Origin of the sequence: Mesorhizobium sp. M0659, from assembly GCF_040320605.1 — a bacterium.
GTDB lineage: Bacteria > Pseudomonadota > Alphaproteobacteria > Rhizobiales > Rhizobiaceae > Mesorhizobium.
Genome location: NZ_JAMYPY010000009.1, coordinates 244,980 through 252,503 on the forward strand (window position 1 = coordinate 244,980; position 7,524 = coordinate 252,503).

General features: G+C 62.6%; 9 protein-coding genes and 1 pseudogene. 7 read left to right on the forward strand and 3 right to left on the reverse strand.

The window, feature by feature from the left end:
* Positions 1-123 precede the first annotated feature (123 nt).
* Genes hmgA through NKI31_RS17295 form a run of 5 tightly spaced genes read left to right on the forward strand, consistent with a single transcriptional unit; the run spans position 124 to position 4,189 of the window.
* The gene (gene hmgA / locus NKI31_RS17275) at positions 124-1,437 is read left to right on the forward strand and encodes a homogentisate 1,2-dioxygenase (RefSeq protein WP_352652160.1); all 1,314 of its coding nucleotides are present in this window, start codon (positions 124-126) and stop codon (positions 1,435-1,437) included.
* 10 nt (positions 1,438-1,447) lie between these two features.
* Positions 1,448-2,335, forward strand: a complete 888-nt coding sequence (locus tag NKI31_RS17280; protein ID WP_352652162.1) for an MBL fold metallo-hydrolase — start codon at positions 1,448-1,450, stop codon at positions 2,333-2,335.
* Positions 2,332-3,345 (forward strand): fumarylacetoacetate hydrolase family protein, encoded by a 1,014-nt coding sequence (locus tag NKI31_RS17285; RefSeq protein ID WP_352652164.1) that lies wholly within the window; start codon positions 2,332-2,334, stop codon positions 3,343-3,345. The genes NKI31_RS17280 and NKI31_RS17285 overlap by 4 nt, the downstream gene beginning before the upstream one ends.
* Before the next feature lie 14 nt (positions 3,346-3,359).
* Complete coding sequence (locus NKI31_RS17290; RefSeq protein ID WP_023694415.1) at positions 3,360-3,656, forward strand: hypothetical protein; 297 nt, start codon at positions 3,360-3,362, stop codon at positions 3,654-3,656.
* A complete protein-coding gene (locus NKI31_RS17295; RefSeq protein WP_352652165.1) occupies positions 3,653-4,189 on the forward strand; it encodes a DinB family protein in 537 nt (178 codons plus the stop codon). Before NKI31_RS17290 ends, NKI31_RS17295 begins: the two co-directional genes overlap by 4 nt.
* Here the strand turns inward: NKI31_RS17295 and NKI31_RS17300 are convergent.
* Positions 4,141-4,350, reverse strand: a pseudogene (locus NKI31_RS17300) (type II toxin-antitoxin system Phd/YefM family antitoxin); the annotation flags it as partial. The gene NKI31_RS17295 and the pseudogene NKI31_RS17300 overlap by 49 nt on opposite strands.
* Positions 4,351-4,472: 122 nt before the next feature.
* Positions 4,473-5,588, reverse strand: coding sequence for a 4-hydroxyphenylpyruvate dioxygenase (hppD, locus tag NKI31_RS17305; protein WP_352652166.1), 1,116 nt, complete (start codon positions 5,586-5,588; stop codon positions 4,473-4,475).
* A gap of 139 nt (positions 5,589-5,727) precedes the next feature.
* On the opposite strand from hppD, the gene NKI31_RS17310 reads away from it, so the two are divergent.
* The gene (locus tag NKI31_RS17310; protein WP_352652168.1) at positions 5,728-6,195 is read left to right on the forward strand and encodes an Lrp/AsnC family transcriptional regulator; all 468 of its coding nucleotides are present in this window, start codon (positions 5,728-5,730) and stop codon (positions 6,193-6,195) included.
* Between the two features lie 215 nt (positions 6,196-6,410).
* Here the strand turns inward: NKI31_RS17310 and NKI31_RS17315 are convergent, their stop codons facing one another.
* The gene (locus NKI31_RS17315; protein WP_023672907.1) at positions 6,411-6,749 is read right to left on the reverse strand and encodes a protein tyrosine phosphatase family protein; all 339 of its coding nucleotides are present in this window, start codon (positions 6,747-6,749) and stop codon (positions 6,411-6,413) included.
* A 206-nt stretch (positions 6,750-6,955) separates the two neighbouring features.
* Between NKI31_RS17315 and NKI31_RS17320 the strand changes: the two genes are divergently transcribed.
* Entirely contained in the window at positions 6,956-7,300 is a 345-nt protein-coding gene (locus NKI31_RS17320; RefSeq protein ID WP_352652169.1) for a RidA family protein, read from the forward strand.
* The last annotated feature ends 224 nt before the right edge of the window (positions 7,301-7,524 follow it).

Consider the following 7,524-nt stretch of genomic DNA (forward strand, 5'->3'; position numbering starts at 1 on the left):
TGCGCACCGTGGATGCGGCATCAGCCGTTGATAGTTACATTTTCGATGGTTACAAATGAAACCAGTTTGGTCAACATCGCCGGCAGGCCGCGCTTCGCGGCGGTCGGGATCAGGGAGGATCGGATGGCCTTTTCCTACATGCCGGGCTTCGGCAATGATTTTGAGACCGAAACGCTGCCCGACTCGCTGCCGCAAGGGCGCAATTCCCCGCAGCGGCCGGCTTACGGACTTTATGCCGAGCAGCTCTCGGGCTCGCCCTTCACCGCGCCGCGCGGCACCAATGAGCGTTCCTGGCTCTACCGCATCCGGCCGAGCGTAAAACACACCGGCCGCTTCAAGGCAGCGAGCTATCCCTTGTGGAAGACAGCACCCAATGTCGGCGACCACGAACTGGCGCTCGGGCAGTATCGCTGGAACCCGGTGCCGATGCCGAGTGAGCCGACCGACTTCATCGCCGGCATGCGCACCATCACCAGCGCCGGAGATGTGCTGGGCCAAAGCGGCATGGCCGCGCATGTCTATGTCGCCAACCGATCGATGGTCGACGATCATTTCTTCAATGCCGATGGCGAGTTGCTGATCGTCCCCCAGGTCGGCGCCTTGCGCTTCGTCACCGAGATGGGCGTCATCGAGCTGCGGCCCGGCGAGATCGCCGTTTTGCCGCGCGGGCTGGTGTTCAAGGTCGAGCTCATCGACAAGGAAGTGCGCGGCTATGTCTGCGAAAACTATGGTGCCAAGCTGACGCTGCCCGACCGCGGTCCGATCGGCGCCAATTGCCTCGCCAATCCGCGCGACTTCAAGACGCCCTGCGCCTGGTTCGAGGAGAAGGAGACGCCGTGCCGGCTGACGGTGAAATGGTGCGGCAATTTCCATGTCACCGAGATTGGCCATTCGCCGCTCGACGTCGTCGCCTGGCACGGCAACTACGCGCCCTACAAATATGATCTGGCGACGTTTTCTCCCGTTGGCGCCATCCTGTTCGACCATCCCGATCCGTCGATCTTCACCGTGCTGACGGCGCCGAGCGGCGAGGAGGGCACCGCCAACATCGACTTCGTCATCTTCCCGCCGCGCTGGCTGGTGGCGGAGGATACGTTCCGCCCGCCCTGGTACCACCGAAACATCATGAGCGAGTTCATGGGCCTGATCCACGGCCAGTACGACGCCAAGGAAGAAGGTTTTGTCCCGGGCGGTATCAGCCTGCACAATCTGATGCTGGCCCACGGCCCAGACGCGCCTGGCTTCGAAAAGGCCTCGCGCTCCGAGCTGAAACCGGTCAAGCTCGACAACACCATGGCCTTCATGTTCGAGACCCGATTCCCGCAAATGCTCACCCGCTACGGCGCCGAGCTTGAAACGAGGCAGGACAATTACATTGACTGCTGGGCCGACCTGAAGAAGCGCTTCAACGGCACGCCGGAGGGCGACTGGTCTTGAGATCAGCTCGATGAGCGACCGGCTGGTGCTTCTCGGCTCGAAAGGCGGCCCGGCATTGCGGCCGGGCGGGCCGTGGCCGAGTTCGTCGCTGCTGGAGCTTGGCGGGCGGACCATCGTCGTCGATTGCGGGCTGGGTGTCACGCGTGGCCTGGTCGATGCCGGCGTCAGCCTGAAGGCGCTCGACCTGATCTTCGTCACCCATCTGCATTCCGATCATGTGCTGGAACTGGGGGCGCTGCTCCACACCGCCTGGACCGCCGGTCTGGCCAATCCGGTGACGTTGTTCGGACCGCCCGGCACCGGCCATTACTGGCGGCGCTTCTGCCAGGCGATGGAGTTCGACATCGAAATTCGCATCGTCGATGAGGGCAGGCCGGACATTCGCGAAATGGTTTCGATCGTGGAATTCGGCGAGGGCGAGATTTTTGCGCAGCGCGGCCTGAAGGTCTCGGCACTGCGCGTCGACCATCCGCCGGTGACCGACTGTTTCGCGCTGCGCTTCGAGCATGGTGCGAATAGCGTCGTGTTCTCGGCCGACACAGCCTTCTTTCCGCCGCTCGCAGGCTTTGCCCGAAATGCCGACATTCTCGTCCATGAGGCCATGCTGGAAGAAGGCATCGAGCGGCTGGTCGCCAGGACCGGCAATGGCGCGCGGCTGAAAGAGCATCTGCTTGCCAGCCACTCATTTGCCGAGCAGGCAGGCCGCATTGCCAGCGATGCCGGGGTGAAGAGGCTGGTGCTCAACCACCTCATTCCGGCCGATGATCCCGAGATCGGCGAGGCCGACTGGGAGGCTGCTGTCAGGAAATCGTGGGTGGGTGACTTGACGATTGCCCGCGACGGCCTTGTTGTGAACTTAGACGGCGCCAAAGCCGCATCAGGAGAGGAAACCGCATGAAGCTTGCCACATTGAGGGACTGGACGCGCGACGGAAAGCTTGTCGTCGTCTCGCGCGACCTGACGCGCTTCACCGACGCCTCGTTCCTGGCGCGCACGCTGCAGGCCGCACTCGACGACTGGCAGCGGATTTCGCCGCACCTGGCGACGATCGCCGAATCGCTGGAGAACAATGCGGTGCCGTCGGCACGCTTCCATGAGCATGACGCCCATTCGCCGCTGCCGCGCGCCTATCAATGGGCCGATGGTTCTGCCTATGTGAACCACGTCGAGCTGGTGCGCAAAGCCCGCGGCGCCGAGATGCCGGCAAGCTTCTGGACCGATCCGCTGATCTATCAGGGTGGCTCGGATTCCTTTATCGCGCCGCGCGATCCGATCCGCGCGGCGGACGAAGCCTTCGGCATCGACATGGAGGCGGAGGTCGCCGTCGTCGTCGACGATGTGCCGATGGGCGCCAGCCTCGACCAGGCGCGCGCTGCGATCCGGCTGGTCATGCTGGTCAATGATGTGACGCTGCGCGCGCTCACCGGACCCGAGCTCGCCAAGGGGTTTGGCTTCTTCCAGTCGAAGCCGTCCTCGGCTTTTTCGCCGGTGGCGGTGACGCCGGACGAACTCGGCGACGCCTGGGATGGCGGCAAGGTCAACCTGCCTCTGCTCGCCGACGTCAACGGCAAGCCGTTCGGCCGTGCCAATGCCGGCGTCGACATGACCTTCGACTTCCCGGCGCTGATTGCCCATGCCGCAAAGACACGGCCGCTGGTTGCCGGCACCATCATCGGCTCCGGCACCGTCTCCAACAAGCTGGATGGCGGGTCGGGCAAACCGGTGGCGGCCGGCGGCGCCGGCTATTCCTGCATCGCTGAACTGCGCATGATCGAGACCATTGAGTCTGGCGAGCCCAAGACGCCGTTCCTGCGCTTTGGCGATACGGTGCGTATCGAGATGAAGAATAAAAGCGGAAACTCGATCTTCGGCGCCATCGAGCAGAAGGTCGAGAAGTCCCAGGCATAAGAGGGGGCAATGCAATGACGGGCGAGGCGTTCTACCTGCTGGCCGGCGTCTGGGCGTTGGCCATTCTGGTGGTCTTTATCCAGGCGATCCGGCTGAGCTACCGCATCGAGGCGCGCTCGCCCGATCTGACCAACCGCAGCGGCTACCCGCGCAAGGCGATGATGTTCCACACCATCACCAACACCAATGTGGCGCGGGACGAGGAGACGCAGGCGATGCGGCGGCGCATGAACCGGCTGCTGCTGATCGTTGTCGCCGGCTTCGCGGTGATGGCGGCTGGCATTGGCCTGATCAGACGAATGAACGCGTGACCCTGCTCGAGCATTTCAGCCGCATGGCCGGCAACAATCTCTGGTCGAACGACCGGCTCTATCGCGCCGTGCTGCAGCTAAACCCCGGCGAATTCGAAGCCGAGCGCACAAGCTTCTTCCCGTCGATCAAGGCGACGCTCAACCACATCCTCGCGGTCGATCATCTCTATCTCGATTTTCTCGAAGAAGGCGGCGTCGGTGCGGCCGCTTATGACGACTACGTGCCGTTCGATGTGCCGCAGGCGCTGTTTGCCGCCCAGGTCGCAGCAGATCGACGCCTAATCGCCTTTTGCGAGAAGCTGTCGGCGGCGGATCTCGACCGTCAGGTCATCACGGACCGGCGCGAGGACGGCATGATCCCCGAAAAGATCGGCGACATTCTCGCCCATGTCTTCCTGCACGACATCCATCATCGCGGCCAGGTGCACGCGATGCTCTCGGGCAGCTCGGTCGCGCCGCCGCAGCTGGACGAGTTTTTGCTCGATTATGATTTGAAGGTGAGGAAAGAAGAGGTCGAGCGGTTGGGCCTCTGACCTTTATCTGGTGTACTCGTTCCATTAGGGCCGAGTTTGTCGAAATCGTCTGAAATCCAAATCTTGCCCTTCAGGGCACCTATGCGCGACAACAAGTCTTCTCGAACTGGTGGCACGAGCCGCGCCGCGATCTTGCCGTGACGAGTGATGACTATCTCCTCGCCGGCTTCCGCGCGGCCGACGAGTTCCGATAGTTGGCCTTTGCTTCGGTTATGGAGACGTTCACGGCTTGACCCTTTTGATCGAAACTTAGATCAAGGCCGATCGAGCCGCAAACGGGGGTTCACGCCGCCTTGCCATCGACCTTGATTACGCCGCGCTTGATCTGGTCCTGCTCGATCGACTCGAACAGCGCGCGGAAATTGCCTTCGCCAAAACCTTCGTCGCCCTTCCTCTGGATGAATTCGAAGAAGATCGGGCCGATCACGGTTTTGGAGAATATCTGCAGCAGGATCTTGGTCGTGCCGCCGTCGACCACGCCTTCGCCGTCGATCAGGATGCCGTGCTTCTTCATCCGCTCGATCGGCTCGTCATGCCCGTTCACCCTGTTGTACGACATGTCGTAGTAGGTCTCCGGCGGACCGGGCATGAACTTCAGCCCGTTGTCGGCAAGCTTGTCGGTGGCGGCGTAGATGTCGTCGGTGCCGACGGCGATATGCTGGATGCCTTCGCCATTGTACTTCTTCAGGTATTCGGCGATCTGGCTGGTGTCGTCCTTGGATTCATTTAGCGGAATGCGGATCTTGCCGCAGGGCGAGGTGATGGCGCGGCTGACCAGGCCGGTGATCTTGCCGTCGATGTCGAAGAAATGGATCTGCTTGAAGCCGAACAGCTCGCGATAAAAGTCCCACCATTTGTCCATCTGGCCGCGATAGACATTGTGGGTGAGGTGGTCGAGGAAATAGAAGCCGACGCCTTGCGGCCGCGGGTCGCGTTCGCCCAGCCACTCGAACTCGGCATCATAGGCCGAGCCCTTCTTGCCATAGACTTCGATGAAATAGAGCAGCGAGCCGCCAATGCCGACAATGGCCGGCACGTCGAGCGCCTTGTCGTTGCCGTCGTAGGGCGTGGCGCCTTTCGATACCGCATGCTCGAATGCGTGCTTGGCATCGACAACACGCCAGGCCATCGAGGCGGCGCAAGGGCCGTGTTTGTCGACGAACTTCATCGCATGCGAGCCCGGTTCGGCATTGACGACATAGTTGATATCGCCCTGGCGCCAGACGGTGATGTCCTTCGTGCGGTGCTTGGCCATCGCGACATAGCCCATGCGGGTGAACAGTTCTGCTAGCTTCTGCGGCTCCGCATGCGCGAACTCGACGAACTCGAAACCGTCGGTGCCGGCGGGGTTTTCCTTGCTGATCTTTGCGGGCGGGGCGTCGTGCGGAAAGGGACCCATGGCATTCCTCCAAACGGATGGTGGCCGCATCGGACCACGAGATGACTCATGATAGTGCGAAGTGACCGCACGGTGCTTGCATTCAAACGCTCGAAATGATCATCTCGTGCGTAATTCATGCATGATTGGAGATGAATCGATGAATGAAGCGCGCATCGATCAATTTGACCGCAAGATAATGGCTCTCTTGCAGGGCGACGCGCGGCTCACCAACAACGATCTCTCGGAGCGCGTGAACCTGTCGGCATCGCAATGCTCACGCCGCCGCCAGCGGCTGGAGGAAGACGGCTACATCAAGGGCTATCGCGCCGTGCTCGACCGCGACAAGCTCGGCTTCTCGCTGGTCAACGTCATCTCGGTGACGCTCGCCACCCATAACCGCGACAATGCCAGGCGCTTCGGCGAGCTGCTGGCGCGGCTGCCGGAGGTGCAGGAGGCGCACGCGCTGACCGGCGAGATGGATTATATCTTGAAGGTGGTGACGCCCGATCTGAAATCATTGTCGGAATTCGTCAACGGTGTGCTCCTGCCGCACGAATTCGTGCAGCATGTGAAGACGGCGATCGTGTTGGAGACGCTGAAGGAGACCGGCGCGCTGCCGATCTAGTTTGAGAGAGTTTCAGTTGATACGTCGGCGGGACAGCACCCCTCTCTGGCCTGCCGGCCATCTCCCCCGCAAGGAGGAGATCAGCAGCTTTGTCCAGCGCTCATCCTGCAACGTCGGCGATTGGCGAAGAGCGAAGGCGACATCCGATCTCCCCCCGGGGGAGATGTCCGGCAGGACAGAGGGGGGTGTGAGGGATCGCCAGCGCCTCAGGATGCTCACCCCTTGGACTGCTGAATCAGCCCGTAGAGATTGGTGCAGCGCGCGCCGGAGCGGCAATAAGCAAATACCGGGCCTTCGAGCGCGTCGAGCGCTTCGGCCTGATCTTCGACATTCTCGGCTGTGATCTGGCCGCTGATTACCGGGATGTAGCGGAAGGCCAGCCCCGCGGCTTCGACCGCCGCCTTGACGCTGTCGGCCGAAGGCTGGTCGGGCTGCTCGTCATCCGGCCGGTTGCAGATCACGCTCTTGAAACCGGCTTCCTTGATGGCGGCGGCATCTTCGGGCTGGATCTGGCCCGAGACCGAATAGTCCTCGCTGATTTCTCGATATTCCATGGCTCTCATCCTCTCAACCTGGTTTGGCGCGAAGTCTGCCACTCTCACACGAGGTCGGCAATCCGCGCCGGAAAGAAATACCTCGGCGCAGATAGACATTTGCGGTCTAAGATCCAACCCAGGCTCAAGAGGTTTCGCGCTGTTGGCCTTGCCCGAAGCCGGCAGCGACTCTAAACAAGCGCACCGACAAACGAAGGAACCATCCCATGAGCATTCGTCGCATCGATGTTGGCCCGCGCATGAGCCAGATCGTCATCCACGGCAACACCGCCTATCTCGCCGGCCAGGTCGGAACGCCCGGCGCCAGCGTTGGCGAACAGACCAGGTCGATCCTCGCATCTATCGACGAACTGCTGGCCAAGGCCGGCACCGACAAGACCAAGATCCTGCAGGCGATCATCTGGCTGGCCGATATGGGCACCTTCGCCGAGATGAACAAGGAATGGGACAAGTGGGTCCCGCAAGGCAACACGCCCGCCCGCGCCACGGGTGAGGCCAAGCTTGCAGGGCCGGAATATGTGGTCGAGATTATCGTTACGGCTGCGATTTAAAGTGCAGCGCCTTACCCTCCCCCTCGAGGGGAGGGTCGGCGAGTAGTCGAAGCGAAGCGGAGACTGCGAGACGGGGTGGGGTCGGCGAGGCTGCACCGGGCCCCCCCCCCCCCCCCCAGGCCCCCCGGGGGGGGGGGGGGGCGCGGGCCCCCCCCCCGGGGGGGGGGGGGTGGCCGCCGCGCGGGGGGGGCGCCGCCCGCCCCCCCGGGGGGGGGGGCGGGCGG

Coding starts and splice junctions, on each gene's coding strand:
- NKI31_RS17285 (WP_352652164.1), top strand. CDS start 2,332: ATGAAGCTTGCCACATTGAGGGACTGGACGCGCGACGGAAAGCTTGTC.
- NKI31_RS17315 (WP_023672907.1), bottom strand. CDS start 6,749: ATGGAATATCGAGAAATCAGCGAGGACTATTCGGTCTCGGGCCAGATC.
- hppD (WP_352652166.1), bottom strand. CDS start 5,588: ATGGGTCCCTTTCCGCACGACGCCCCGCCCGCAAAGATCAGCAAGGAA.
- NKI31_RS17290 (WP_023694415.1), top strand. CDS start 3,360: ATGACGGGCGAGGCGTTCTACCTGCTGGCCGGCGTCTGGGCGTTGGCC.
- NKI31_RS17320 (WP_352652169.1), top strand. CDS start 6,956: ATGAGCATTCGTCGCATCGATGTTGGCCCGCGCATGAGCCAGATCGTC.
- hmgA (WP_352652160.1), top strand. CDS start 124: ATGGCCTTTTCCTACATGCCGGGCTTCGGCAATGATTTTGAGACCGAA.
- NKI31_RS17280 (WP_352652162.1), top strand. CDS start 1,448: ATGAGCGACCGGCTGGTGCTTCTCGGCTCGAAAGGCGGCCCGGCATTG.
- NKI31_RS17310 (WP_352652168.1), top strand. CDS start 5,728: ATGAATGAAGCGCGCATCGATCAATTTGACCGCAAGATAATGGCTCTC.